The sequence below is a fragment of the Streptomyces sp. NPDC005195 genome (assembly GCF_040608315.1).
In the GTDB taxonomy this organism is placed as follows: domain Bacteria; phylum Actinomycetota; class Actinomycetes; order Streptomycetales; family Streptomycetaceae; genus Streptomyces; species Streptomyces kaempferi.
Genome location: NZ_JBEXHZ010000002.1, coordinates 81,209 through 107,492 on the forward strand (window position 1 = coordinate 81,209; position 26,284 = coordinate 107,492).

21 protein-coding genes and 1 pseudogene are annotated in these 26,284 nt (G+C 71.1%); 13 read left to right on the top strand and 9 right to left on the bottom strand.

The window, feature by feature from the left end; all coding sequences use genetic code 11:
• Positions 1-7 precede the first annotated feature (7 nt).
• The 3 genes from ABZV34_RS02950 (at position 8) to ABZV34_RS02960 (ending at position 3,812) form a co-directional block, all read left to right on the top strand.
• The gene (locus ABZV34_RS02950; RefSeq protein ID WP_356270870.1) at positions 8-520 is read left to right on the top strand and encodes an NUDIX hydrolase; all 513 of its coding nucleotides are present in this window, start codon (positions 8-10) and stop codon (positions 518-520) included.
• Between the two features lie 200 nt (positions 521-720).
• Positions 721-2,493, top strand: a complete 1,773-nt coding sequence (locus tag ABZV34_RS02955; RefSeq protein ID WP_356270871.1) for a TIGR03767 family metallophosphoesterase — start codon at positions 721-723, stop codon at positions 2,491-2,493.
• Between the two features lie 170 nt (positions 2,494-2,663).
• On the top strand, positions 2,664-3,812 hold the full coding sequence (locus ABZV34_RS02960) for a serine hydrolase domain-containing protein (RefSeq protein WP_356271234.1): 1,149 nt from the start codon (positions 2,664-2,666) through the stop codon (positions 3,810-3,812).
• A 99-nt stretch (positions 3,813-3,911) separates the two neighbouring features.
• On the opposite strand, the gene ABZV34_RS02965 is transcribed toward ABZV34_RS02960, so the two are convergent.
• Positions 3,912-4,964 carry a hypothetical protein gene (locus ABZV34_RS02965; RefSeq protein ID WP_356270873.1) on the bottom strand — a complete coding sequence of 351 codons (1,053 nt, stop codon included), beginning with the start codon at positions 4,962-4,964 and terminating at the stop codon, positions 3,912-3,914.
• A 266-nt stretch (positions 4,965-5,230) separates the two neighbouring features.
• The gene (pepN, locus tag ABZV34_RS02970) at positions 5,231-7,822 is read right to left on the bottom strand and encodes an aminopeptidase N (RefSeq protein WP_356270875.1); all 2,592 of its coding nucleotides are present in this window, start codon (positions 7,820-7,822) and stop codon (positions 5,231-5,233) included.
• 137 nt (positions 7,823-7,959) lie between these two features.
• Here pepN and ABZV34_RS02975 point away from each other — a divergent pair, with 137 nt between their 5' ends.
• Positions 7,960-8,616 carry a DsbA family protein gene (locus ABZV34_RS02975; protein WP_356270877.1) on the top strand — a complete coding sequence of 219 codons (657 nt, stop codon included), beginning with the start codon at positions 7,960-7,962 and terminating at the stop codon, positions 8,614-8,616.
• A 32-nt stretch (positions 8,617-8,648) separates the two neighbouring features.
• Here the strand turns inward: ABZV34_RS02975 and ABZV34_RS02980 are convergent, their stop codons facing one another.
• The gene (locus tag ABZV34_RS02980) at positions 8,649-8,885 is read right to left on the bottom strand and encodes a hypothetical protein (protein ID WP_153290579.1); all 237 of its coding nucleotides are present in this window, start codon (positions 8,883-8,885) and stop codon (positions 8,649-8,651) included.
• A 218-nt stretch (positions 8,886-9,103) separates the two neighbouring features.
• On the opposite strand from ABZV34_RS02980, the gene ABZV34_RS02985 reads away from it, so the two are divergent.
• Positions 9,104-10,567 (top strand): FGGY-family carbohydrate kinase, encoded by a 1,464-nt coding sequence (locus ABZV34_RS02985; protein WP_356270879.1) that lies wholly within the window; start codon positions 9,104-9,106, stop codon positions 10,565-10,567.
• Positions 10,564-11,220 carry a histidine phosphatase family protein gene (locus ABZV34_RS02990; RefSeq protein ID WP_356270881.1) on the top strand — a complete coding sequence of 219 codons (657 nt, stop codon included), beginning with the start codon at positions 10,564-10,566 and terminating at the stop codon, positions 11,218-11,220. The genes ABZV34_RS02985 and ABZV34_RS02990 overlap by 4 nt, the downstream gene beginning before the upstream one ends.
• A 141-nt stretch (positions 11,221-11,361) precedes the next feature.
• On the opposite strand, the pseudogene ABZV34_RS02995 reads toward ABZV34_RS02990, so the two are convergent.
• Both ABZV34_RS02995 and ABZV34_RS03000 read right to left on the bottom strand, forming a co-directional pair.
• Positions 11,362-11,484, bottom strand: a pseudogene (locus ABZV34_RS02995) (superoxide dismutase); the annotation flags it as partial.
• A gap of 169 nt (positions 11,485-11,653) precedes the next feature.
• Positions 11,654-13,042, bottom strand: coding sequence for an amino acid permease (locus ABZV34_RS03000; RefSeq protein ID WP_356270883.1), 1,389 nt, complete (start codon positions 13,040-13,042; stop codon positions 11,654-11,656).
• A gap of 378 nt (positions 13,043-13,420) precedes the next feature.
• Between ABZV34_RS03000 and ABZV34_RS03005 the strand changes: the two genes are divergently transcribed.
• A complete protein-coding gene (locus ABZV34_RS03005) occupies positions 13,421-14,014 on the top strand; it encodes a biotin transporter BioY (protein WP_356270885.1) in 594 nt (197 codons plus the stop codon).
• 197 nt (positions 14,015-14,211) lie between these two features.
• Here ABZV34_RS03005 and ABZV34_RS03010 read toward each other — a convergent pair whose 3' ends face one another.
• Positions 14,212-14,934 (bottom strand): hypothetical protein, encoded by a 723-nt coding sequence (locus ABZV34_RS03010; RefSeq protein ID WP_356271235.1) that lies wholly within the window; start codon positions 14,932-14,934, stop codon positions 14,212-14,214.
• A gap of 232 nt (positions 14,935-15,166) precedes the next feature.
• On the opposite strand from ABZV34_RS03010, the gene ABZV34_RS03015 reads away from it, so the two are divergent.
• Complete coding sequence (locus ABZV34_RS03015) at positions 15,167-17,383, top strand: protein kinase (protein ID WP_356270887.1); 2,217 nt, start codon at positions 15,167-15,169, stop codon at positions 17,381-17,383.
• A gap of 103 nt (positions 17,384-17,486) precedes the next feature.
• Here ABZV34_RS03015 and ABZV34_RS03020 read toward each other — a convergent pair whose 3' ends face one another.
• On the bottom strand, positions 17,487-18,974 hold the full coding sequence (locus ABZV34_RS03020) for an amino acid permease (protein ID WP_356270889.1): 1,488 nt from the start codon (positions 18,972-18,974) through the stop codon (positions 17,487-17,489).
• A 283-nt stretch (positions 18,975-19,257) separates the two neighbouring features.
• Between ABZV34_RS03020 and ABZV34_RS03025 the strand changes: the two genes are divergently transcribed.
• Together ABZV34_RS03025 and ABZV34_RS03030 are read left to right on the top strand one after the other, a co-directional pair.
• Positions 19,258-19,743 carry a ribose-5-phosphate isomerase gene (locus tag ABZV34_RS03025; RefSeq protein ID WP_356270891.1) on the top strand — a complete coding sequence of 162 codons (486 nt, stop codon included), beginning with the start codon at positions 19,258-19,260 and terminating at the stop codon, positions 19,741-19,743.
• Positions 19,744-19,986: 243 nt separating this feature from the next.
• On the top strand, positions 19,987-20,796 hold the full coding sequence (locus ABZV34_RS03030) for a DNA-formamidopyrimidine glycosylase family protein (RefSeq protein WP_356270893.1): 810 nt from the start codon (positions 19,987-19,989) through the stop codon (positions 20,794-20,796).
• A 61-nt stretch (positions 20,797-20,857) separates the two neighbouring features.
• Here ABZV34_RS03030 and ABZV34_RS03035 read toward each other — a convergent pair whose 3' ends face one another.
• Positions 20,858-22,087, bottom strand: coding sequence for a GNAT family N-acetyltransferase (locus ABZV34_RS03035; protein ID WP_356270895.1), 1,230 nt, complete (start codon positions 22,085-22,087; stop codon positions 20,858-20,860).
• Positions 22,088-22,284: 197 nt separating this feature from the next.
• On the opposite strand from ABZV34_RS03035, the gene ABZV34_RS03040 reads away from it, so the two are divergent.
• A complete protein-coding gene (locus ABZV34_RS03040) occupies positions 22,285-23,457 on the top strand; it encodes a PP2C family protein-serine/threonine phosphatase (protein WP_356270897.1) in 1,173 nt (390 codons plus the stop codon).
• Positions 23,458-23,579: 122 nt separating this feature from the next.
• On the top strand, positions 23,580-24,035 hold the full coding sequence (locus tag ABZV34_RS03045; protein WP_356270899.1) for an HD domain-containing protein: 456 nt from the start codon (positions 23,580-23,582) through the stop codon (positions 24,033-24,035).
• A 27-nt stretch (positions 24,036-24,062) separates the two neighbouring features.
• Here ABZV34_RS03045 and ABZV34_RS03050 read toward each other — a convergent pair whose 3' ends face one another.
• Positions 24,063-25,262: an acyltransferase family protein gene (locus ABZV34_RS03050; protein ID WP_356270900.1), complete on the bottom strand. Its 1,200-nt coding sequence runs from the start codon at positions 25,260-25,262 to the stop codon at positions 24,063-24,065.
• 634 nt (positions 25,263-25,896) lie between these two features.
• On the opposite strand from ABZV34_RS03050, the gene ABZV34_RS03055 reads away from it, so the two are divergent.
• Positions 25,897-26,091, top strand: coding sequence for a hypothetical protein (locus ABZV34_RS03055; RefSeq protein ID WP_356270902.1), 195 nt, complete (start codon positions 25,897-25,899; stop codon positions 26,089-26,091).
• The last annotated feature ends 193 nt before the right edge of the window (positions 26,092-26,284 follow it).

A 26,284-nucleotide genomic window follows, 5' to 3' on the forward strand; every position in this document is an offset into this window, starting at 1 on the left:
TCTGGGCATGCCGAAGCAGTTGAGGGTGGCGGCCTACGCCGTATGCGTGCGGGACGGGCAGATGCTGTTGGCCCGGTGGGTCGCGGGCGACGGGACCAGACGCTGGACCCTGCCGGGCGGCGGCATGGACCACGGAGAGGACCCCTACGACACCGTCGTCCGCGAGGTCGACGAGGAGACGGGGTACGCCGTCGAACCGGTCGCCCTCCTCGGCATCGACTCCCAGCTGCGCAGCCACCCGCGCCGGATGGGCGGCGCCACCGACTTCCACGGCCTCGGGATCGTCTACGAGGCCCGGATCACCGGCGGCGATCTCCGCCACGAGACGGACGGCTCCACCGACATGGCGGCCTGGCACCCCCTCGGCGAGGTGCCGTCGCTCGAACGGGTCGGACTGGTCGACATAGGCCTGGAACTCTGGCGCGAGCGGCCGGCGCTCGGACGGGCGGCCCGGCCCGCCGGCCGGGCCGTGGCCGACCGCGATCCCGGTCCACTACCCCCGAAAATGAACACGGAGTGACCGCCTCCCGGCCGTCCGGGGAGAGCTCCATGGACGCGCAGGGTAGTCCAAGATCCACGTACGGTGATCGGTGTCGGGCGTTGCCGCCGAGTTAACGTCCAGGTCACCCCAGGTGCCAACGATCCAGAGTGAGCGGGGAGTTACCGCAACGAGCCCCCCGCGACCACTGCCGACGCGTTCGCACTCGGGGAGATCGCGCCATGTCGCGCATACGCTCTGTCGCCACCGCCGCTGCCATGAACCGCCGTACCCTCCTCGCCGCAACCGGGGCGGTGACCCTGTCCGCGGGCATCGGCTACGCCCTGCGGCCCGACTCCGAGGCACACGCCGCGGACGCGAGCGGGGCGCGGGCCGCCGACGCCGGCGAGGCCCCCGTCGCCGTCTCCCACAAGGCGCCACCCGCTCCCCTCGCGCCCTACGAGCGAGGCACCACCCTGCAGAGCGTCGCCGCGCCGCGCTCCGGCACCGGGGGTTACCAGCGGCTCGGCGACGGCCCCGCCTGGAAGCGGGTGGTGCGCGGCGAGCTGGCGTCGGCCAAGGCCGGCCGGGCCGAGCGGCGCACCGCGCTCGCCTCCTTCGTGCAGTTCACCGACCTGCACCTGATCGACGTCCAGCACCCGCTGCGGCTGGAGTTCCTGCGCTCGGGCGCCGCGAACGCCTGGCGTCCGCAGGAGGCGCTGACCGTCGCGGGCGCCGTCTCGCTCGTCGAGCGGGTCAACTCGCTGCGGGGAGCCCCCGTCACCGGCTCCCCGCTGCACTTCGTGATCACCACCGGGGACAACACGGACAACAACTCCAAGACGGAGCTGGACTGGTTCCTCAAGGTCATGAGCGGTGGCCGCATCCGGCCCAACAGCGGTGACCCGCGCCACTACGAGGGCGTCCAGAACAGCGGCATCAAGACGTACTGGCAGCCCGACGGGTCCGTGCGCGACGCCGACAAGCAGCGCGGCTTCCCGCACCTCCACGGCTTCCTGGCCGCCGCCATCCGCGAACTGCGCAGCCCGGGTCTCGCCCTGCCCTGGTACTCCACCGTGGGCAACCACGACGCGCTGCCGCTGGGCTGCTACCGGCACGGCGACTCCTTCCTCGCCGAGTTCGCCGTCGGCGGCAAGAAGCTGATGAGCCTGCCCGCCTCGCAGAGCGTCGACCTGCGCGCCGCCATCAAGAACGACAAGGACCCCAAGGGCACCCAGCTCCGGGACCTGCTCAAGGCGCACGCGCGGCAGCTCAGGTCGGTCACCCCCGACCACTCGCGCGCCCCCTTCACCCCCGCCGAGTACCTCAAGGCGCACCTCGACCCTGCGCACACCGGACCGGGCCCGGTCGGCCACGGCTACTCCGAGGCGAACCTCGCCGCGAGCACCCAGTACTACGCCTTCCGGATCGCCGACGACGTCATCGGCATCAGCCTCGACACCACCGACCCGGGCGGCCACTACGAGGGCTCGGTCGGCACGGCGCAGCTGAAGTGGCTGGAGCGGACGCTGACCGAGAACAAGGACTCGTACGCGATCGTCTTCAGCCACCACACCAGCAAGTCCATGCGCAACCGCCGCAAGGACCCCGCCCACCCCACCGAGCAGCGCCACGGCGGCGAGGAGGTCGTCGCCGCGCTCTCCAAGCACCGCAACGTCCTGGCCTGGGTGAACGGCCACACCCACAAGAACGAGATCATCCCGCACTCCGCGCCGGGCAACGGGTCCTTCTGGGAGATCAACACCGCCTCGCACGTCGACTTCCCGCACCTGGCCCGCATCGTCGAGCTGGTCGACAACAAGGACGGCACGCTCTCCCTCTTCACCACCCTCATCGAGTCCGCCGCCCCGCACCGCACGGACTTCTCCGACCTGAGCCAGACGGGCCTGGCGGCGCTCTACCGCGAGCTCTCCTTCAACGCGCCGGGCCGGAGCACCGTGCTGAGCGGCACCTCGGGCGACCGCAACACGGAGCTGGTACTGAAGAAGGGCTGAATCCCACCCCACCGCCCCGAGCCGCTCAACCTTCACCCCGCGCCGCGAGTCCCTCCCGCCGACGTGCTCGTCGGCAGGAGGCAGAAATGCGGTAACGCGGTAACGCAGATACGCGGTAATGCAGATACGCGGAGAAGCGGAGAAGCGGAGAAGGGGAAGGCATGAAGCGGATGTCCGTACGTACGGAAGTGGCGGGGCTCACCGCGCTGGCGCTGGCGGCGGCCCTGGCGGGGCTCGCGTCGGCGGCTCACGCGTCGGCGGGACCCGCCGCGGACCACGCCGCGACAGTGCGGGCCATGGAGACGGCCGTGCGGTCGGGTGTCCCCGGCGTCACGGCGACGGCCGGGGACCGTCGCGGCACCTGGTCCGCCACGACGGGTGTGGGCGACCTGCGGACCGGCGCGCCCCGCGGCGAGAGCGACCGCTACCGGGTCGGCAGCATCACCAAGACCTTCGTGTCGACCGTGCTGCTGCAACTCGAGGCGGAGGGGCGGCTGTCGCTGGACGACACGGTGGACCGGTGGCTTCCGGGCCTGGTCCGCGGCCACGGGAACGACGGCCGCGAGGTGACGGTCCGCCGGCTCCTCAACCACACCAGCGGCATCTTCGACTACACCGAGGACGAGGACTTCGTACGGACCTACTTCCTCAAGGACGGCTTCCTCCGGCACCGTTACGACACCAAGTCGCCCGCCGAACTGGTGGGGATCGCGATGGCCCACCGGCCGGTCTTCGCGCCGGGCGCCTCCTGGAGCTACTCCAACACCAACTACATCCTCGCGGGCATGGTGATCGCGAAGGTCACCGGTCACTCGTACGCGACGGAGATCGAACGGCGCGTCATCGCCCCGCTGGGCCTGCGCGCGACCTCGGTCCCCGGCACCCGGACGACGCTCCCGCACCCCAGCAGCCGCGCCTACGCGAAACTGGCCGCGACGACGACCGGCCCGACGTACGACGTGACGGCGCTGAATCCCTCCCTGGCCTCCTCCGCGGGCGGGATGATCTCCGACTTCTCCGACCTGAACCGCTTCTACTCGGCGTTGCTGCGCGGCAGACTCCTCCCGCCCGAGCAGCTCAAGGAGATGAAGACCACGGTCGCGGTGGAGGGGATCCCGAACGCCCGCTACGGTCTCGGCCTGATCGACCGGACCCTCGGCTGCGGTGTCCACGTCTGGGGTCACGACGGCGGCATCCACGGCTCGACGTCCTCGGCCACCACGACGGCGGACGGCCGCCACTCCCTCGCCTTCAACTTCAACGGGGACTGGTCGGGGGACGGCGACGCGGTGATCGACGCGGAGTACTGCCCCGGGTAGCCGCCGCCCGGACCCGGGTCCGGGCCCGCACGCGCGAGCAGGGGCCACCGGCACCCGGTGGCCCCTCCGCTCCCCTCCTGCCGCCCGACCGGTCCCTCCCTACCGGGGCAGCACCACGACATACGCCGCGGGTTCACGGTCGTTCGCCGCCATCAGGGCGGTCCGGACGACCGTCGCCTGCTGCTGGATCGCGTCACGGAGCTTCTTCGGCGTGACGTGGACGACCGTGATGCCCAGACGCTCCAGGTGCTCGCGCTTGCGGGCGTACTCCGGCCAGAGGGCGTCCCCGTCCTGGCGGGGAGCCCGCGTGTCCAGCTCCAGGGCCACCGCCTGCTCGGGCCAGTAGGCGTCGAGGCCGCCCAGGTGAGGGCCGCCCGGCAGACGGAGGTCCACGTTCCAGACCGGTTCGGGCAGACCGTGCTCACGGACCATCCGGTAGAGCCGGTCCTCCGCGACGGCGCGTCCCTCGGCCAGCAGGGAGTCGACGGCGTCCACCACGTGCGGCCGGCTCAGCAGCCGGGCCTGCGTCAGCTCCCGCACGACCGCCGCCGGATCGCAGTGGCCGGCGCGTACCGCCTCGGTCAGCAGACGGCGTACCGCGTCCGCGTCCGTCAGCTCCGCCACCGCGTCGGCGAGGGCGCGCGGGACCGGGGCGACCGGGACGCCGGTGACGTAGGAGGGAGCGGGAAGGGCGGCGGTGCGGACGATGCGGGCGGGGCCCTGCGAGCGCAGCCGGCGCAGCCGGGGCACCAGGACGTCGATCCTGTCCAGGGAGAGCAGGGACGGGGCCGACGCGAAGCCGTACAGGGTGAGGGCGGCGAGGCCGGTGATCAGCGCGTCCGCGTAGGGCTGGGGGGCGTGCGGCTCCTCGGCGCCCGGCTGGACGGGGATCGCGGTCGCGGGCGCCGTCGCGGGGGTGCGGGCGGCGAACAGCAGGACCGCGTGCAGGCGTTCCTCGGAGGTGGGCGGGCCGGCGTGGAGGAGGAAGACACCCGGAAGGAACTGCTGCCAGGGTCCGCCCGGCCGGCACCGCTCGCTCGCCCCGGCGGCGGTGACGCCGCGGGCGCGCAGCTGGGCTGTGGTCAGCACCCGGCGCCGGACGTCGGAGAGGTGACGCAGGGGGCGGGGGGAGAGCGGGGTGTCGTGGTTCATGCACAGGGGCTTTCCGCGCCCGGTCCGTCCCCTAACCGCTGTTACACACCCGTCGACAAATGCGGACAAGCTCGTCCTAAAGTACGGGCGTTCGACTGCCGAAAGGCGCTGGTCCGGATGGGGATTAGTAGGGGTTACGGCTCTGCATACCTGAATTTCGTAACCACTCGTACCGGTGGTGCCCACGGCAGAGGGGCACCGGCCGGAACCGGTGCCCCTCTGGTGCCGCGGGTAGGACCGCCCGTGTCCGCCGGCCCTCGCCCGTCTCAGCCGGCGGTCGCCGCGTCGCGCCGCTGTCCGCGCAGCGCCCGTGCCAGGTCGTCGCGGGCCTCGAGGACCAGACGGCGCAGGGCCGGCGCCGCGCTCTCGTGTGCCGTCAGCCACGCGTCCGTCGCGTCCAGGGTCTCCTGGGAGTCCGCCAGGGAGGGGAACAGCCCCTTCACCACGTCCATGCCGATCTGGATGGACCGCTCGGCCCAGATCCGCTCGATGGCGGCGAAGTACTTCGCGGCGTACGGGGCGAGCAGCTCGCGCTGCGACGGCCGGGCGAAGCCCGCGATGGTCGCCTCCACGAGCGCGTTCGACAGCGCGTCCGACTCGACGACCTGGGCCCAGGCCTGGGCCTTGACCGCCGCCGACGGACGGGCGGCGAGGCAGCGGACCTGGTGGCGCTTGCCGGAGGCCGTGTCGTCGCGGGCCAGCTCGGCGGCCAGCGCGGACTCGTCGGCGATCCCGTGCGCGGCCAGCGGTTCCAGCAACGCCCAGCGCAGCTCCTGGTCGACGTCCAGACCGTCGATCTTCGCCGAGTCGTCCAGCAGGTCCTGGAGCAACTGCAGGTCGGCCCGCTCGGACGCGACCGCCGCGAAGAAACGGGCCCAGGTGAGCTGGTGCTGGCTGCCGGGCGCGGCGAGCCGGAGCTCCTTCAGGGCGCCCTGGGCGAGGAGCCGGCCGCCGGTCGCCCGCCAGTCCGGCGCCGTGTAGTGGGTGAGCGCGGAGTCGGCCCACGCGTGCAGCGTCTGGAGCACGCCGATGTCCGACTCGCGGCCCGCGAAGCGCAGCACCAGGCCGACGAAGTCACGGGCGGGCATCAGCCCGTCCCGGGTCAGGTTCCACAGCGCCGACCAGCACAGCGCGCGGGCGAGCGGGTCGGTGATGTCGCCGAGCAGCTCCCGCAGCGTGGCCAGCGAGTTCTCGTCGAAGCGGATCTTGCAGTAGGTCAGGTCGTCGTCGTTGACGAGGACCAGCTCCGGGGCGTCGGCGCCGACGAGTTCCCCGACGACCGTGCGCGGGCCGTCGACGTCCGTCTCCACGCGGGCGTAGCGCACCAGGGAACCGGTCTCCCCGTCCGGCCCGGTCTCGCGCCGGTAGAGACCCACCGCGACGCGGTGCGGGCGCAGTTCGGGATGCGACTCGGCCGCCTCCTGGAGCACGGACAGCTCGGCGACCCGTCCGTCCGCGTCCAGGATCACCTGCGGGGTCAGCGAGTTGACCCCCGCCGTCTGCAGCCACGACCGCGACCAGGTGGCCAGATCGCGTCCGCTGGTCTCCTCCAGCGCCGACAGCAGGTCGCCCAGGCGCGTGTTGCCGTACGCGTTGCGCTTGAAGTACCGGCGCGCGCCCTCCAGGAACGCGTCCTGGCCGACGTACGCGACGAGCTGCTTGAGCACCGAGGCGCCCTTGGCGTACGTGATCCCGTCGAAGTTGAGCTTGGCGTCCTGCAGGTCGCGGATGTCGGCCGTGACCGGGTGCGTGGAGGGCAGCTGGTCGGCGCGGTAGGCCCACGCCTTGCGGCGGTTGGCGAAGGTGATCCAGCCGTCCTCGAAGCGGGTCGCCCCGACCAGCGCGAACGCTCCCATGAAGTCGGCGAAGGACTCCTTGAGCCACAGGTCGTCCCACCACTCCATGGTGACGAGGTCGCCGAACCACATGTGCGCCATCTCGTGCAGGACGACGTTCGCCCGGCCCTCGTACGACGCCTGCGTGACCTTGCCGCGGAAGATGTACTCCTCACGGAAGGTGACGAGTCCCGGGTTCTCCATCGCGCCGAGGTTGTACTCGGGCACGAACGCCTGGTCGTACTTGCCGAAGGGGTACGGGTAGTCGAAGTGGTCGTGGAAGAAGTCCAGGCCCTGCTTGGTGACGAGGAAGACGTCGTCCGCGTCGAAGTGGGGGGCGAGGCCCTTGCGGCACATCGCGCCGAGCGGGATCTCCAGCGTCGTACCGTCGTCGAACGTGCGGGAGTAGCTGTCCGTCACATAGTGGTACGGGCCCGCCACGACCGCCGTGATGTACGTCGAGATCGGCTTCGTCTCGGCGAACTGCCACACCCCGTCGGTGAGTTCACCGACGCCGTTGCTCCACACGACCCAGCCCTCGGGGGCCCGCACCTCGAAGCGGAAGGGCGCTTTGAGGTCCGGCTGCTCGAAGTTGGCGAAGACGCGCCGCGAGTCCGCGGGCTCGTACTGGGTGTAGAGGTAGGTCTCGCCGTCCTCGGGGTCGACGAAGCGGTGCATGCCCTCGCCGGTGCGGGAGTAGGCGCACTGGGCGTCGACCACCAGCTCGTTCTCCGCGGCGAGGTCCTCCAGCCGGACGCGGGTGCCGTCGAAGACCTCGCCGGGGTCCAGGTCCCTGCCGTTGAGCGAGACGGCCGTGACGCTCGGTGCGATCAGGTCGGCGAAGCTCTCGGCGCCGGGCTCGGTACAGCGGAAGCGGATCGTGGTGACCGAGCGGAACGTACGCGCTCCGGCCTCGGCGGCGCCCACGGCGGATCGCAGGTCGAGGGAGACCTCGTACCCGTCCACGGACAGCAGGGCCGCCCGCTCCTGGGCCTCGTCGCGGGACAGATTCTCACCGGGCACGGCGGCACTCCCTCATGGCGTCATGGACATGTGTGAACAGGAGCGATCCTCCCATGTGCGCCTGACGGCGGGCACCCGGGAATGAGCCGGGGCCCCCATGGTGTTGGCCCGGAAAAGAGGACCCTTTGAGGAGAACCATGTCCGAGACCATCTCCGGCAAGACCCCCGTCGACTTCTGGTTCGACCCGCTGTGCCCCTGGGCCTGGATGACCTCGCGCTGGGTCCTGGAAGTGGAGAAGGTCCGGGACATCGAGGTCCGCTGGCACATCATGAGCCTCGCGGTGCTGAACGAGGACAAGCTGGACACGCTCCCCGAGGAGTACCGGGAGATGCTCGCCACCAAGGCCTGGAAGCCGATCCGGGTGGTCACCGCCGCGTGGCAGAAGCACGGCGAGGACGTCCTCGGCCCGCTCTACACCGCGCTCGGCACCCGGATCCACAACCAGGGCGAGGGCCCGACCGTCGAGGCGGTCGCGGGCGCGCTCGCCGACGTCGGCCTGCCGGCCTCCCTGATCGAGTATGCCGACCAGGAGGACTTCGAGTTCGACGCCGAGCTGCGCGCCTCCCACAAGGAGGGCATCGACAAGGTCGGCCAGGAGGTCGGCACCCCGGTGATCGCGCTCCCCGGCGACGACGGCGAGCAGATCGCCTTCTTCGGCCCGGTCGTCACCCCGACCCCGCGGGGCGACGCCGCGGCCAGGCTGTGGGACGGCGCGCTGCTCGTCGCCTCCACGCCCGGCTTCTACGAGATCAAGCGGACGCGGACGGCCGGCCCGGACTTCAGCAACCTCTGAGCCGCTGCGGCTCGGCGATCTCCGAGTACATGTCAGTCCGGTTCGGGCATCTTCCGTGGCGGGTCGAACGGCTTGACCCGCCACGCGTGCCGGATGTTGCGGCAGTCGTAGTCGGTACGACCGCAGATCCAGTAGTCGTCGACGTAGGCGTGCGGAGTCCGGGCGTGCGTCAGTTCGCGGATGATGTCCCGTTCCCGGTCGTCCCGGGGCTGTCGGTGCGGCTGGTCCGATCCGCACGTGTAGCAGGGGTACGTCATTTCCCTGGGCATCGGGCCACCATGCCCCGGAAGCCCCCGTACCGTAAGGCACCGCGCGCCGCCACGCCGTGTCGTACCCCGTCGCGCCCCCGGATCCAGCGGCGGGCGCGTTCGCGGGCCGACGCCGGCCCGGACAGGTGGTCCTCGTACCCCTCGGCGTGGCGCGCCGCACGCCCGGGGTCCGGGTCCGGGTGAGAGTCCGATCGGCCGCGACGGCGCGGGAGGTCCCGGTGGAGAGTGACGGCACGGCCTGGCTGGGCATCGACCTGGGTACCCAGGGCGTCCGCGCCCTGCTCGTCACGGGCGACGGCACCGTCCTCGGCAGCGGCGCGGCCCCGCTGGGCGGACGGCGTGCCGGGGTGCGGCACGAACAGGATCCGGCGCAGTGGTGGGACGCGGTCTGCGCCGCGTCCCGGGCCGCGCTCGCGGGCCGCCCGGCGGTGCGGATCGGCGGCCTCGCGGTGTGCTCCACCTCCGGCACGGTCCTGCTCACCGACGGTTCGGGCCGACCGGTGACACCCGGCCTGATGTACGACGACGCCCGCGCCGCGGCGCAGGCCGGGCGGGCCAGGGAGGCGGGCCTGCGGGTGCAGAACGGCTGGGGGCTGCCGAAGGCGATGTGGCTGGTGGAGGAGTACGGGCCGGCCCGCCTCGCCCACCAGGCCGACGTGATCGTCACCCGTCTCGTGGGGCGTCCGGCGCCCACCGACTCCGGTCACGCGCTGAAGACGGCCTACGACCTGGAACACGACACCTGGCCGTACGCCGCCCTCGCCGGACTCGGCCTGACCGGCGACCTGTTGCCCGAGGTCGTCCGCCCCGGCAGCACCCTCGGCACGGTCCGCGCCGGGGCCGCCGAGCTGACCGGCATCCCCGCCGGCACGCCGGTGATCGCCGGGACGACCGACGGCTGCGCCGCGCAGATCGCCTCCGGTGCCCTGGGCGAGGGCTCCTGGAACGCGGTGCTCGGAACGACGCTCGTACTCAAGAGCGTTGCCGCGCGCCCGGTGCGGGACGACACCGGAGTCGTCTACAACCATCGTGCCCCGGAGGGAAGCTGGCTGCCGGGCGGGGCCTCGGGCGTCGGCGCGGGCGCGCTGCGGGCGGCCTTCCCGGGAGCCGATCCGGCCGCCCTGGACCGGGCCGCCGCCGCCCGTGAACCCGCGTCCGTCCTCGCCTACCCGCTCGTCTCACCCGGCGAACGTTTTCCCTTCCTCGCCCCGGACGCCGTCCCCTTCGTGCTCGGCACCCCCGCCTCCGACGCCGACCTGTGGGCGGCCCTCCTCCAGGGTGTCGGCCTCGTGGAACGCCTCTGCCTGGACTACCTGCACCACCTGGGGGCCCCCGTGGAGGGTCCGCTCACCCTCACCGGCGGCGGTGCCCGCAGCCCGTACTGGAACCAGCTGCGGGCGGACATCCTCGGCCGCCCCGCCCGCGTCCCCGAACGGACCGAAACCGCCCTGGGCATGGCCGTGTTGGCCGCGTACGGCACGGGAGGCGCGGCCACCCTCGCGGACGCCGCCGCCCGCATGGTCCGCGTCCGTACGGTCCTCACTCCGCGCCCCGCCCGCACGGCGCGGTTCGCCGATCCCTACGCACGCCTGGTCGGGGTGCTCGAAGAGCGAGGCTGGCTGCCCGCTTCCGTCGGAGCGCACGCACGCGCCCGCCTCGACCTGGATACTGCGGGGTCATGAGGACGACGCACACCACCGACGACGCCACGAGCCCCGGGACTCCGGCGAGCGCGACCCTGCTGCTGGCCCGGCACGGCCAGACCGTCTGGCACACCGAGAACCGCTACGCCGGGCTGAGCGACGTGGCTCTCACGGACGAGGGCCGCGCGCAGGCGGAGGCCCTCGGTGACTGGGCCGCCGCCCATCCCGTGGACGCCGTGTGGACGTCGACCCTCTCCCGCGCCGCCGCCACCGCCGCTCCCGCCTGCCGGGCCCTCGGCCTCACCGCCCATCGTGAACCCACCCTGCGCGAATGCGACTTCGGCGTCGTGGAGGGCCGTACCCTCGCCGAGTTCGAGGCCGACAACCCGGCCCGCGCGAAGGCCTACCGGTCGGACCCGGTGTCCTACCCCTTCCCGGAGGCGGAGGACCCCCGGACCGCGGCGGCCCGCGGCACCGCGGCCCTGCGCCGCATCGCGGCGGCCCACCACGGCGAACGCGTCCTGGTCGTCGCCCACAACACCCTGCTGCGTCTGGTGCTGTGCTCGCTGCTCGGCATCCCGCTGGGCGAGTACCGCAGGGTCTTCCCCCGGCTGCGCAACGGGGCGCTCACCGAACTGCGGATGACGGACGGGGCCGCCGCGCTGCTGTCGCTCAACGTGCCGTGCGCGTGAGTTACGGCGCGTGAGCCACGGCGCGTGAGTTACGGCATGGGAGAGCCCCCGCGCGGCAGGTCCGCGCGGGGGCTCTCCGTTTCTCCGCCTGCCGCGTGAAGGGTGAGAAGACGATCACGAGCAGGACGTCCGGCCGCCGCCTCAGGAGGCCGGCAGCGGCACGTTCGTACGGGACTTCGCGGCGGCGTAGCGGCGCGCCACGTCCTGCCGGTCGACGACCTGCCACATCGCCTCGGCGAAGTCGGCCTTCCGGTTCCTGTACTTACGGCGGTTCAGGGAGTGCGCGGACGGGCATGACGAGCCCCGCCCTACTTGTTGCAAGTAACTTGCAACTACACGCTAGCAGCAAAAAGCCCTCGTGCGGGGCGCACGAGGGGCTCTCGGGAGTGGCGGGTGCGGCGGTCGTCGCGGGTGCGGCGAGTGTGGCGGGGGCTCAGCTCCGGGTGCGCGTCCGCTGCCTGGTGTATCCGGCGGCCGCCAGGAGCAGCGTCATCGCGCCCGTGGAGTACAACTGCACCCGGGTGTCCGGTTCCCGGGCCATCAGGACGAGGATCGCGGCCATGCCGGCCAGCGCGACCCAGGTCAGGACGGGGAAGAGCCACATCCGTACGACCAGTTTCCCCGGCGTCTCGCGCTCCACCGTTCGGCGCAGCCGCAGTTGGGAGACCGCGATGAAGATCCAGACGACGAGGATCACCGCGCCGATCATGTTCAGCAGCCAGGGGAAGACGTCGTCGGGCCGCCAGTAGCTCAGCAGGACACAGACGAAGCCGAAGACGCAGGAGACGAGCACGGCGACGCGCGGGACCCCGGCGGAGACCTTCCCGAGCGCCTGCGGGCCCTGGCCGCGCTCCACCAGCGAGTAGGCGATGCGCGAGGAGCCGTAGATGTTCGCGTTCATCGCCGAGAGCAGTGCCACCAGCACGACCACGTTCATCAACTGGCCGGCGCCCGGGATGCCCAGCCGGTCCAGGGCCGCGACGTACGGTCCCTGCTCGACGACCGCCTTCGAGTTCCAGGGCACCAGCGTGACGATGACCGCCATCGAGCCGATGTAGAAGAGCGCGATGCGCCACATCGCCGTACGGACGGCGCGCGCGACGCCCCGGACCGGGTCCTCCGACTCGGCCGCCGCGATGGTGACCGTCTCCAGGCCGCCGTAGGCGAAGACCGACGCGAGCAGACCGATGACCAGCCCCTCGCCGCCGTGCGGCAGGAAGTCGGCCAGGTTGGCCGTGCCCGGGGAGTCCGTGCCGGGCAGCACCCCGGCGATGGCCAGCACGCCGAGGACGAGGAACAGGCCGATCGCGCCGACCTTCAGCGCGGCGAACCAGAACTCGAACTCGCCGAAGTTCTTCACGGCGGCGAGGTTCGCGGCGCAGAAGACCACCATGAAGAGGGCGACCCAGCCCCACTCGGGTGTGCCCGGCAGCCAGCCGGTGACGATCTTCGCGGCGCCGATGCCCTCCAGGCCCACGGCCGTGCACAGCAGTACCCAGAAGGACCACCCGGCGGTGAAGCCGGCCCACGGGCCCATCGCCCGCTCGGCGTGTGCCGAGAAGGAGCCCGAGGACGGATGGGCGGCCGACATCTCGCCGAGCATCCGCATCACCAGCATGACGAGCAGGCCGGAGACGGCGTACGCGATCACGATCGACGGTCCGGCGGCGGCGATGCCCGCGCCGGAGCCGACGAACAGGCCGGCACCGATCACCCCGCCGAGGGCGATCATCGACAGGTGGCGCTGCTTGAGGCCGTGGGAGAGCGGGACGTCCCCGGCGGCCGGGGCGTCGGGCGGGGCGTCGGGCGTGGTAGGGGACATGAGAGCGGGTGGTCCCTTACAGGGGAGGGGGCAAAACGCCGACAGTCTGGGCGGCCCCTCCGCTCCGGGGCAGCCCCTGCCCACCATGCGGACGCGGGTGATACGGAGCGTGACAGTCCGTTCACCTGTCCGGCGGCGTCCGAGTCCGTGGCGAGGCAATTTGGCGGGACCCTACAGCGGCAGCTCGCTCCGACTCCGTAGCCGAAACGATCCCACCTCAGTGACCAGTGTCACGCTCCAACAGGTGTATGCCGCACTTTTGTGAGAGGTGCACCAAGTCGCCGATCCCCGCTTTGTCGATCGCTGACGGTGATCAGCTCAGGTCCCCTGGGATAGCGTCGCCGTGTCCCGCAGCCCCAGTCACCCGCCGGAGTCCTCATGAGCACCGCTGCCGTCACGTCCCGCACAGGCATCCGCCCCGGCGAGGTCCTCGCCGACCTGCTCCCGGCCTCCCGTGTCCGGGACGCCGCCCTGGTGCTCGGCGGCGCCGCGCTCACCGGGCTCGCCGCCCAGATCTCCCTCCCCGTGCCGGGCTCCCCGGTACCGGTGACGGGCCAGACCTTCGCCGCCCTCCTCGTGGGCACGGCCCTCGGCGCCGGCCGCGGTTTCCTCTCGCTCCTGCTGTACGCACTCGTCGGCATGGCCGGCATGCCCTGGTTCGCCGGCGGCGCCTCCGGCTTCGCGGCCCCCTCGCTCGGCTACGTCCTCGGTATGGTCCTCGCCTCCGCCGCCGTGGGCGCCCTCGCCCGCCGCGGCGCCGACCGCTCCGTACTGCGCACGGCCGGTGCGATGCTGCTCGGCGAGGCGATCATCTACGCGGTCGGCCTCCCGTACCTGGGCGCCTCCACCGGCATGTCCCTCGGCGCGACCGTCGCGGCGGGCCTCACGCCGTTCCTGATCGGCGACGCCCTGAAGGCGGCACTGGCGATGGGCCTGCTGCCCACGGCGTGGAAGTTCCTCGACAAGAAGTGACCTCGCGGGCCCGACGTCACGAGCCCGACATGACGTCATGGGTCCCGATTCCGTGATTCCCGCGGAAGAGGTTCGCCGGGCCGTGACGCGACCTCCGGTCCGGCGAGCCTCTTCCGCGTTTCCTTATTTCTGCCTGTCTCCGTGTCTGTGTGTCTGACGTGTCTGCGGTTCCGCGTCCGCGCGGATGACCCCTCAGGTCAGGACGGCTGACGCCGAGGATGCCGCTGGGTCCACCACAGGCCCGCCGCACCCAACGAGACGAGCGCCGCGCCCGCCGCGCCGAGCGGCAGGAGGTCGCTTCCGGCGCCGGTCCTGGGCAACTCGTCGCCGCTGGGCGACACCGGCTTGTTGGTGGTGTCGAGCAGCAGTGGGGTGGTCGGGGCGTTGGGTGACGGGTTCGACGCCCCGAACGGCACCGGGCCCTGCTGCCAGAACGTCTTCTTCCCGGAACTGTCCTGGACCGGCAGACAGATCTTTCCGGTCCTGCTCAGATCGAAGGTCGCGTCGACGGCGTACGACTTCGACTTACCGGCCGCGAGATTGCCGACGTCGCACACGAAACCGCTGTTCGACCCTTTCGGAAGATCTTTCTCCGCCATGGCGGAACACCCCTGAACACCTTTGATCCGCAAGCCGTCGAAACCGACCACCAGAAGCCGGATGCTGCCGCTTTCCTTGGTCCCCTCGTTCTTTACCGTGGCGGTGATCGACGTCTTGTGCGAGCTGTTGTCCACCGAGATCCTGCCAGGCAGTGTGGTGGTCGGTTTCACGCCTGCCGGTGCCGGATCGACGGCCTTTCCCCCTTTGCTGCTCCCCGGTCCCTGGTCGTCCGCGACGGCGGTGAAGGAAAGGATCATCACGGCCGAGAAAGATGCCGCGATCAGCGATCCCGCGATGGTCGTCGTGTGACGAGAACTCATGTTCGTCCCCCTTGGCTGCGCCTGAATTCGCAGTACTTGAAGAGGTACCACAAGATTTCTCCGCACTATGCTGGTACGGCATGAAGTGTGACCATTGTGTTTCCTGTGTGACGGACGTTTATGACGGGTGTCGAGGGGGTGCGGGAGATTGACGGGGAATGCGAGTGGCGGTGTTCCGGGTTTATTGGTGACGGGCCGATATCGACTGGCCGAGAGTATTGGGCAGGGGGGAATGGGACGGGTGTGGCGGGCCGTCGACGACATGCTCGACCGGCAGGTCGCGGTCAAGGAGATGCGCATCGACGGACTCGACCAGGAGGACACCCGAACCCGCCGCGAACGCACACTGCGCGAAGCCAGGGCCACGGCTCGGATCGACCATCCCAACGTCGTACGCATCTACGACGTCGTCGACGAGGGCGAGCGGCTGTGGATCGTGATGGAACTGGTCGCGGGCCGCTCACTCGAACAGGTGGTGGTCGAGGACGGTCCGCTCGCCCCGTCCACCGCGGCCCGTATCGGCCTCGGACTCGTCTCGGCGCTGCGCCAGGTGCACGCCGGGGGAGTGCTGCACCGGGACATCAAGCCGGGCAACGTCCTGGTCGAGCGGCGCGGTCAGCGTGTCGTCCTCACCGACTTCGGCATCGCCGCACTGCAGGACGCCGAGGCGCTCACCATGGTCGGGATGCTGGTCGGTTCCCCCGACTACATGGCGCCCGAGCGTATCTCCGGCCGTCCGCAGGGCCCGCCTTCCGACGTGTGGTCCCTCGGGGCGACGCTCTGCGCGGCCCTCGGCGGCCGTTCCCCGTTCTCCCGCTCGACCACCCTGGCCACGCTGCACGCCGTCCTCTACGAGGAGCCCGAACTCCCCTCGGTCGAAGGCGGTCTGCGGGACGTCCTGGCGGCGCTCCTGGAGAAGGACCCGTCGACCCGGCCCGGTCTGGAGGAGCTCGAGTCGGCGCTGTGGCCGCTCGCGTTCCCGGCACCGGAGGCGGCGCGGGAAGGTCCGCGGGCACCGGAAACCGCACCCTCCGTACTCCCGGTCCACCAGGAGTCCCCCACACCGGTGTTCCTGGACCCTCAGCTCATACGGGAGGCACGGCGCCGTCCGCCCCGACCGGAGCCGGAGCCGGACAAGGCGGGGGAGCGGGGGCGGGAACAGCAGCGGGATCGGGATCAGGATCAGGGACCGGACGAGGAATGCGCACCCGGGCCTGACCCGGCCCCCGGCCCTGCCGCGAACGCCGGACCGGAACCCGAACCAGCCCTCGATCCCGAACCCGATCCAGCCGTCGATCCCGAGCGCGGGTCCGGACTCGATTCCGAGATCGCTTCCGATCCCGCTTCCGATCCCGATCCCGCCCCTGAGCCCGATCCCGTACAGGACGCCATCCCCGTGCGGTACACCCCGACGCGGAAGTACCCCCCCGACCCCGGCGGGCCTCCGGCCGAGGAGCAGGCCACAGCCGCCCCCGAGACCCGGGCCCACGCGACACAGGCCTCCGCGCCAACGGCTCCCGTGACGGCGGCCGAGGAACCCGAACGAACCGAGCCCCCTGTCCCCCCTCTCACGGTCCCCTCCCCTCTCACCGCCAACGCCTCCACCGAGGCCCCCACCGAGCTGCACTCACAGGTCCGCTCGGAAATCCCCTCGGCCCCTGCCACCCACGCACCCCCCTCCACCCCCACTACCCCCTCCCCTTCCTCGCCCTCTTCCCTCGCCTCGCACACCACCCGCCACGGCCCCGCCCCCGCACTCATGCCGCCGGGTGAACTCCCCGGCCCCGTGGTGCCGTCGGCTCCGGGCGGCCGCAGGCGCCGGATAGCGCTCGTCGCCGCCGGCGGGGTGGTGGTCGCGGGAGCCGTCGTAGGGATCGTGATCGCGGCGAACGGGGGGTCCTCCCACGACACGGGCGGTACAACGGCGCCCGCGAGCGTGTCACCGTCCGCGACGAGCCCGCGAACGCCGTCCGGTGAACCGTCCTCCCCCCTCCCCACCGTCGACGGCACGTCGCGCCCGCCGAGCCTGCCCGCCGGGGCCCGTGAGGAGGCCGGGCTGTACGCGTGGGTCCCGCCGCCGGGCTGGCAGCGGGTGGCGGAGAGCGGCTCCGAGGTGCACTACACCTCGCCCGACAGCGCGCAGGAGATCGTGGCCAACGCGACCCCGGCCAAGGGCGACCTGCTGGCGCAGTGGCAGCAGGCGGAGGGGGACACCGGCAAGGGGCTTGACTACCGGCGGATCCGGCTGGAGCGGACGACGTTCCGGGGGGAGCCCGCGGTCGCCTGGGAGTACACCGTGACGGCCAAGGGCCGGCTCTGGCACGTCCGGCTGCTGGGCTTCCGGTCCGGTGGCACGTCGTACGAGATCAGCACCTGGTACCACCCGGACATCGAGGCCGCCGCGCTGCGTGTCTACGACGAGGTGAGGCAGAGCTTCACACCGCTGTGAGCCGCTGTGAGCCGCTGCGCGAGCCGCCCCGAGCCGCCGTGCGCAAAGGGGCGGGGCCCGGCGGCACTGCCGCCGGGCCCCGCCCTCGTCGGTTCCGTGGTGCTCAGCGGGCCTCGGACGAGGCCTCGACCGGCACCGGGGTCGGGGTGGCCGCGGACTCCGCGGCGGCACCGCCGCCGCGCAGCCGCTGCCTGACCACCGCGACGGCCACCACCACGGCGGCGACGAGCAGCGACAGCAGCACGGTCTCGCGTCCGTCGTGCTCGGTGTCGGTCAGCATGTAGCCGAGAACGAAGACGATCAGGGCGGCCGTGGCCCAGGTCAGGTACGGGTACAGCCACATCTTGACGACCAGCTTCTCCGGCGACTCGCGCTCGATGATCTTCCGCATCCGCAGCTGCGAGAAGCAGATGACCAGCCAGACGAAGAGGGCGACCGCGCCGGAGGAGTTGACCAGGAAGAGGAAGACCGAGTCCGGGAACTTGTAGTTGAAGAAGACGGCGACGAAGCCGAAGACGACCGAGACGACGATCGCGGCCAGCGGCACACCACGCGAGGTGGTCTTCGCGAAGACCTTGGGCGCGTCCCCGCGCTCACCGAGCGAGAACGCCATCCGGGAGGCCGTGTAGAGGCCGGAGTTGAGACAGGACAGCACGGACGTCAGCACGATGAAGTTCATGATCTGACCGGCGTGCGCGATGCCGAGGGAGTCGAGGGCCGCGACGTACGAGCCCTTGTCCTTGATGGAGGGGTCGTTCCAGGGCAGCAGGGCGACGACGACCAGGATCGAGCCGAGGTAGAAGACGCCGATCCGCCAGATGATGCTGTTGGTGGACTTGGTGACGGCCCGCTGCGGGTTCTCCGACTCACCGGCCGCGAGGGTCGCGATCTCGCTGCCCATGAAGGAGAAGACGACCAGGAGCACACCGGTGAGGATCGCGCCGGGGCCGTGCGGCAGGAAGCCGCCGTGGTCGCTCAGATTCCCCAGTCCCGCCTTCGGGGCGTCGACGCCGGGCAGCACACCGAAGATCGCGAGGCCGCCGACGATGATGAACGCGCCGATCGCCACGACCTTGATCCCGGCGAACCAGAACTCGAACTCACCGTACGAGCCGACCGAGACCAGGTTGGTCGCGGTGAGCACGATCATCACGATGAGCGCCCAGCCCCACTGCGGTACGGCGGGCATCCAGCCTTCGAGGATCGTGGCCCCGGCCGTCGCCTCGACGGCCAGGACGACCACCCAGAAGAACCAGTACAGCCAGCCGATCGAGAAACCGGCCCAGCGCCCGAGCGCGCGGTCGGCATGAGCGGAGAACGAACCGGAGGTCGGATTGGCGGCGGACATCTCGCCCAGCATCCGCATCACCAGCACCACGAGCGTGCCGACGAGGGCGTAGGAGAGCAGGATGCCCGGCCCGGCGGTGGCGATACCGGTGCTGGAGCCCACGAAGAGGCCCGCTCCGATGACACCACCTATGGCGATCATGGTCAGATGACGGTTCTTGAGTCCTGCCTTGAGGCCCGAACCGGGTTCTCCGGGGCCTCCGGGTCCGTCGGCGGCCTTCGTGGGGGTCGGCTGCGAGGTCATGAGGGGGGATTCCTTTGCGCCGGTGAGCGGATTTCCCGTACTTCCATTGGGGGTGAACTGCTCGGACTTCTCGTAGTTCCCGTACGAGCGGTGTACGGGACTCGTACGAGCGGTGTACGAGCGGTGTACGAGCCGGTCCAGTGAATCGGAGGCAAAGGAATTCGTGAACCTTTGAATCCGGATCGTTACTTGAGGTTTTCTTGAGGTTTTGTAGCCCTGCTCACATTTTTTCCTGGCGGCACCCGGCGAGGCCGATCCGAAACAGCCGTGTCACACTCGGATCATGCGCGTGTATCTCGGCTCCGATCATGCTGGTTTCGAACTCAAGAACCACCTCGTGGAGTGGCTCAAGGAGGCCGGCCACGAACCCGTCGACTGCGGGCCCCTCGTCTACGACGCCGAGGACGACTACCCGCCGTTCTGCCTTCGCGCCGCGGAGCGCACGGCGGCCGACCCCGGGGCTCTCGGCATCGTGATCGGCGGCTCCGGCAACGGTGAGCAGATCGCGGCGAACAAGGTGGCCGGCGTCCGCGCCGTGCTCGCCTGGAGCGAGGAGACGGCGGAACTGGGCCGCGAGCACAACAACGCCAACGTCGTCTCCGTGGGCGCCCGTATGCACTCCGAGGAGGAGGCGACCAAGTTCGTCGAGACCTTCCTCAACACCCCGTTCTCCGGCGTGGGCCGCCACGTCCGCCGCATCGGCATGCTCTCGGCGTACGAGGCCACGGGCGACCTCCCGCCGATCCCGTCCCACCACCCGCAGGCGTAGCCCGTCCCGCCCGAGGGCGAGTCCGCTGCTCCAGCCCGACCGGCCCAGGGGCGCGAGCCTGTCGTATCTCGGTCCGTCCGGCGTTCGCGGACGAGCCCTTCGGGCGATGCGGGGGTCCAGGGGGCCCAGCGCCTTGGCGAGGTTTGGGGGGCGCAGCCCCCAGGTACGGGATGAGCAGGGCGGCGGGGGCGAGAAAAGGCCCCCGCCCGGTTCGTCACAGGTGCACACACCCAGGAGGACCCCGTGCCCGAGGGGCACACGATCCACCGGCTGGCCGAGGACTGCGCGGCCGCCTTCACCGGCACCCCCACCCGCGTCACCAGCCCCCAGGGCAAGTTCGCGGACGCCGCCGCCCTCCTCGACGGCACCCCCCTGGAATCCGCCGACGCCCACGGCAAACACCTCTTCCTCGGCTTCCGCGCCTGCGAGTGGATCCACATCCACCTGGGCCTCTTCGGCAAGGTGAACTTCGGCGACGCCCCCGCCCCGCCCCCCACGGACACGGTCCGCCTCCGCCTCGCGAACCCCACGACGTACGTCGACCTCCGGGGCCCCACGACCTGCGCCCTGATCACGGACGACGAGAAGCGGGCGATACACGCCCGCCTCGGCCCGGACCCCCTGCGCCCCGACGCCGACCCGTCGGTCGCCTACCTCCGTGTCTCCCGCAGCCGCACGACGGTCGCCGCCCTCCTCATGGACCAGAAGATCATCGCGGGCGTGGGCAACGTCTACCGCGCCGAGGTCCTCTTCCGGCAGGGCATCGACCCGTACCGCGCGGGCAGGGACATCACCCCCGCCGAGTGGGACGCGATCTGGACCGACCTCGTGGACCTGATGCGCGAGGGCGTGCGTGACAACCGCATCGACACGGTGCGCCCGGCACACGCCCCCGAGGCCATGGGCCGCCCACCCCGGGTTGACGACCACGGCGGCGAGGTCTACGTGTACCGCAGGGCCAACCTGCCCTGCCACATCTGTGGCGGCGAGATCCGCACCGCCGGTCTCGCCGCCCGCAACCTCTTCTGGTGCCCGCACTGCCAGCACCGGTGACCCGGGGCCGGGGCCCGCGCCCCGGCCCCGACCACGGACCCGGCCCCGGCCCCGAATCGGTCTAGAACCCGTGCGGCAGCCACGGCGCGACCGCCGACGAGAAGGCCACCGAGGCCTCCGCCAGCGCCCCCTGTCGCAGCTCCCGCACCCGCCCGGCCGCCGCGAGCGACACCAGGGACACCCCGCCGAGATACGCCGCCCCCAACTCCCGCACGGACAGGGCGAGATCGGCGGGCTCCCGGGCCGGCACGCAGGAGGCCCCCTTCGCGTCACCGGTGAGCCGCCAACGCCCCTCGTTCCAGGGGCAGAACGCGTCCTCGACCTCGAACACCAGGTCCACCGGCGCCTGGTACGTCCGCGCCTCCAGCGCGGCGTCCACATCGACGAGCCGTACGTGCAGCGAGTCCTTCATCCGCACGGAGCAGCGCCGGATGTCGGACACCATGTGCTGCCACGCCTCGTCCACCGGACGCGCCCGGGTGCGCAGCGTCGTCGTCAGGTCGAGGTCGAAGAGCAGCCGCCACAGCGCGGCTTCCGCCGCCGGGTCCAGCGCCTGGAGCTCGTCGAGGATGACGGTGGCCCTGGCACCGGTGTGGTCGTGGTCCGGTTTGATCCGGTACCGGGTGTAGCCGACCACCTCTCCGTCCCGCTCGGCGACCACGCACTGCAACGGCGACGCCCCGTTCCGCTCACCCTCCGGGTCGAGCACCATCGCCCGCTCCCAGCCGGGCCGCCGCGCCAGCATGCCCGGCCGCCCCGGAACCGTCCGCGCGTACACCGACTCGCAGGCGTCGAGCACGTCGGCCGGCGCGGCGAACCGCAGACGTACGTCATCGGTGCCGGGCGGTACGGACAGCCGTACCCGGGTCGTGTCGATCTCGGCGTTGTGCTGGTGCGTCGCGATGCCGTAGCCGAACCGGCCGTAGATCGCCGGCTCCGACGCGGTCAGGACGGCGAGCGGCTCGCCCCAGGAGTGGATGTCGTCCAGCTGCCGCCGCATCATCGACGTCAGCAGCCCGCGCCGGCGGTGCGTGGCCGCGACGCTCACCATGGTGATGCCCGCGGCCGGTACGGAGGCGCCGCCGGGGACCGTGACGCGGAAGGAGAACGCCCCCGCGGTGCCCACGCACTGATCGCCCTCCCAGATTCCCAGGGAACGGTCGTACTCTGTGAGCTCGTTCCACAGCTCGCGCTCCTCGGACGACTCCGGTACGCCCCCGAACGCGCGAACCAGATTGTCGTACCACGCATCCCACTCGGGCTGCCGCAGCACCCGCAAGTCAGTCGTCATGAGCCATGCCTACCAGGGCAGTGCGGTACGAGCGAGAGAATATTCCACCGGCCGCGGGGGATGCGTGCCGTGACCTTCTCCATGAGGCCCACCGTGCAGTTCACTGTGCAGTTCACTGTGATGTTGAGCGCTCGGACGGGGGACAAGCGGTACCTCCCGTGCCAAGCACCTGGTCCGATGGATAGGGTCCCGAACTAATGGCAGCAGGACGAGGGCGGCGCGCGGAAGCCGAGACGTTCACGGCCCGGTTGAAGAAGCAGTGGCACCGGGCCCGCACCGGCCTGCGCAGATCCGCCGTGGACTACTTCCGCGGGGACGGTTCCGACTGGATCGCCCTGGCCGGCCTGCTGCTCACGATCCCGCTGATCGCGGCGACCACGCTGGTCAACTCGGTCTGGTGCTCACCGGCCGCGCTGGTCCTCCCGATCGTGGCGGGCGGCCTCCTGCTGCGCCCCGCGAGCCTGCTGGGTCTCTACGCGGCCGCCGCCACCGCGCTGATAGTGGAGTCCGTGAAACTCGGCCCGTACACGGAGGGTCCGTCCCGGGTGACCCCCGGTGTCGTCCTCGTCGTCGCGGCCTGCGGTTTCTTCGGTCTGCTGATCGCGCAGTTCCGCAGTCGCGTGGGCGTGCCCTGGCGCCGCGGCGGCACCATGCTCTTCGACCTGCGCGAGCGCATCCGGGTCCAGAGCAAGCTGCCGAAGCTGCCGCAGGGCTGGCACCGGGAGATGGCCCTGCGCCCGGCCGGCGGCCAGTCCTTCTCCGGGGACTTCGTGGTCGCGGCCCGTACGAACGGCGGCCGGACCCTGGAAGCCGTCCTCACGGACGTGTCGGGCAAGGGGATGGACGCGGGTTCGCGGGCGCTGCTCCTGTCCGGCGCCTTCGGCGGCCTGCTGGGTTCGCTCCCGCCGCACGCCTTCCTTCCCGCGGCCAACGGCTACCTCCTGCGTCAGGACTGGGACGAGGGCTTCGCCACCTCCATCCACCTCGTCCTCGACCTGGACTCCGGCGACTACGAACTCTTCTCCGCCGGCCATCCCCCCGGGCTGCAGCTCAGCGCGGGCAGTGGCCGCTGGGAGGAGAAGGCGGCCGAGGGGCCGCTGCTGGGGGTGTACGACGGTGCCCAGTTCGACTCGGTCAAGGGTTCCCTGCGGCCCGGTGACGTCCTCATGCTCTTCACGGACGGCCTGGTGGAAACCTCCGACCGTGACATCGTCGAGGGCATCGACCGTCTCACCGGCGAGGCCGACCGCTATGTCGCCGGCGGCTTCCACGGCGCCGCCTGGCACCTCATCGAGGCGGTGGCCAAGGACGTGAACGACGACAGGGCGCTCCTGCTGATCTGCCGGGAAGCCCCCGCCCCGGCCCGCTGACCCCTCTCCCGGCGGGCGTTCCGCGCCGCTGTGCGAGCGCTCGGCGTGTCGATCACCGTGCCCGGTGCGACGGCGGGCCCGGTCCCGGCCCGCGCGGCCCTGCGGCGGGAGACACTGGAGGGGTGACGCAGACTCTCCTGACCCTGGCCGAAATAGAGGCCCTCGCCCGTGCGGCGCACTCCGCCCAGACCGACAAGGCGGGGCGGCCGTACACCGAGCACCTGCAGGCCGTCGCGGACGGGGTGCGCGAGCGTGGCGGCGACGACGAACAGGTGGCGGCGGCCTGGCTGCACGACGCCGTCGAGGACGACGTGCTCTCCGAGGACTGGCTGCGCGAGGCCGCGCTGCCCGCGCGCACACGGGACATCGTGCTGGCGCTCACCAAACACGAAGGAGAGCCCCCGCAGGCGTACGCGAAGCGCATCCGTACGACTCCGGGGGCCCTCCTGGTCAAGGCCTCGGACCTGGCGCACAACGGTGACCCGGCCCGGCTCGCGGTCCTCGACGAGCACACGCGCGCACGGCTCACGAAGAAGTACGCCGCCATGCGGGCCCTGCTGGGCCTGCCCCCGAACTGAGTCCGGCCCGCGTGGGCCGGGACCGGCCTAGGCCTTGGCCGCCCCGGCCCGTTCGCGGGCCAGTTCCGTGGCGTCCCGCCTGAAGGCCCAGTCCATGCTGGGCTCCATCGAGAAGCGGAAGACCCGGCGGACGGGTGCCGTGCACAGCAGGGTGACGGCCGCGGTCGCGACGAGGGTCACGAAGATCTCACCGAGCGGCCGGTGCAGCCACGCGTGGTCGAACCAGCCCCAGTAGGTGCCGGCCTTGACCAGGAAGCCGTGCAGCAGATAGCCGTACAGCGTGCCCGCGCCGAGCGCCGTGAACCAGGTCCGGCGGCGGGGCACCCAGGAGAAGAAGCACGCGGTGAGCAGCAGCGAGCAGCCGAACAGGGTGAACACCATCACCGGGCCCACCCACCACGGGACGCCGAGTTCCTGCGCGCTGTCGCGGTGGTAGAACCAGGCGGTGTTCATCCGCGGCACCGCCCACCAGCCCACCGCCAGCGCGGCGGCGAACACGGGCACCGACAGGATCCGCACCTCACGGCGGCGCGCCAGCTGGAAGTGCTCGGGCTTCATGATCAGGCCCAGCACGAAGAACGGGAGGAACTGGAGCACGCGCTGCAGATCGAGGTCGTCGCCGATGTCCGGTGAGACGGACGCGAGCATGGCGACGACGAGCGCGACCGGGAGCGGCCAACGCACCATCTTCCACAGGGGGGTGGTCAGCCGCCAGATGAACAGCGCGCACAGGAACCAGGTGAGGTACCACGGGTCCAGCAGGCTGATCGGCAGCGACGGGTCGTCGTCGGCCCAGCGCTTGAAGAGGACGTACGACACCTCGAAGACGACATAGGGGACCGCGACGCCGGTCACCAGCCGCTTCAGACGGTCGGGGCGCATGTCGAAACTGCGCGAGAAGTAGCCGGAGATGATGATGAAGGCCGGCATGTGGAAGGAGTAGACGACCGTGTACGCCGCCTCCAGGACACGGCTCTGGCCCTTCAGGGGCTCCCAGGCGTGGCCCATGGCCACGAGCACGATCGCCAGGTACTTGGCGTTGTCGAAGAAGGCGTCGCGCTGCGCCGCGGGCTTCGCGGCCCGCGGGGCGGCCTCGGCCGTGCCCGTCGTGGTGTGCTGCGCGGACTGATTCCGTGGTGAGCGCGGGCCCGGTACTCCCCGGGCCGGCTGCTGTGCCGGGGGGAGCGGTGCCCGCTGCTGGCCGTTCGGTCGGAGCGAGTTCGTCACAGACCCTCCCACCAGGCGCGGAGGGGGACGGTCCGGAACGTTGCTGCGCTTGCGGGGGGCGAGGCGGCGTGGAACATCTGAGGCACCCTAGCGTCGTATGTGCGGCTTCGTAAAACCCTCGAGGTCATTCCTGCATATGGGCTGCGAGTACCCCGTATTTGAAGATGTGTGCCTGCTGGTTCGCAAGCGGATCCGCATACCGATCCGCTTACTGTAGGGGGTTGTTGTGCGGATGATCTGTCCACATTCTTCACGACTAAACGGTGCATAAGGTTCGCGGGCGACTCTGGTGATATGTCCGTTTCATTAGTCTTTAGTGGCCTGTTGGCGGCCGGTGTGCGGCGTCCTCGCGGTGACTGTGGCAATAATTGGAATTGCCTGCGAACGAGATGTGTGGACACGGCAACGATCCTGTTGAATTCCATGGTCGGTGTGCCCTCGAATTGCGCTGCGGGGCAGTGCTGTTCACTCGTCCCGTAAGGCTTCCGGTGAGCGGGCTCCACGGGTCCGCGACCGACGATGTGTCACCTGCGGCATACGGAAGCCGCGTTGGTGGCACGATGGTTCTGGCGGGGGTGCGAGGGGTTGCATCCCCGGGCCGGGAGAGTGAACCGACCGTAGGGTGTGATCAGTTGTGGCCATCTCGCTGTCAGTGGTACTGCTGTTGGCGATCATCCTCGTGGTGTTGATCCGGGGAGGATCGATCAAGGCGGGGCCCGCGATCGTCGCGGTGCTCTTCGGCTTCTTCCTCGCGTCGACCGGCATGGCTCCGTCCATCCAACGGTTCCTCGACTCGATAGCGCAGACCATCAACTCGATCAACTTCTGATCGATCACTTTCTGATTCCGGCGGGCGGTCCCCGACCGCCGCGTCCTCGGCCACCCCTGCTCACCGGACGCCCGGCCACCGCGCCCGGTACTCCCGCGCACGAAAGCGCCCGAAGGCGACCGGCGCCGAGAGGGAAATGCCTGAGTGGCGAGACCAGTTGCGACGCCGGAATGGGTGACTACAGTAGAAATTG